The organism is Schumannella sp. 10F1B-5-1, assembly GCF_006517535.1.
Classification (GTDB): domain Bacteria; phylum Actinomycetota; class Actinomycetes; order Actinomycetales; family Microbacteriaceae; genus Schumannella.
In genome coordinates this window covers 1-259 of record NZ_VHQH01000237.1, presented here as the reverse complement: position 1 = coordinate 259, position 259 = coordinate 1, and the positions used below count along the sequence as shown (strand labels likewise).

Here is a 259-nt window from a genome sequence, read left to right as displayed (position 1 = left end):
GGAAGGCATCCGGATGCAGGTCGGGCGCCGCCTTCGCCAGCTGCCGCTTGGTCAGGTGCCGGTGGTGGGGCACCCCCGGCTCGCGTCCGCCCGTCCACGAGAACAGGTCGTAGAGCGTCATGCCGGCGCCGATGTAGGCCCGTTCGACGAGCGGCGTGGTGACCGGGTAGAGGAACTTGACCGGCTTGACGAGGTGGGGCGCGATCCGCTGCAGCAGCAGGCCGCGCTCGATGAGCGCCTCCCGCACCAGCCGGAAGTC

General features: G+C 71.0%; 1 pseudogene. It reads right to left on the bottom strand.

The annotated features are described in order from the left end of the window. Positions 1 to 259, bottom strand: a pseudogene (locus FJ658_RS15540) (glycerol-3-phosphate dehydrogenase); the annotation flags it as partial.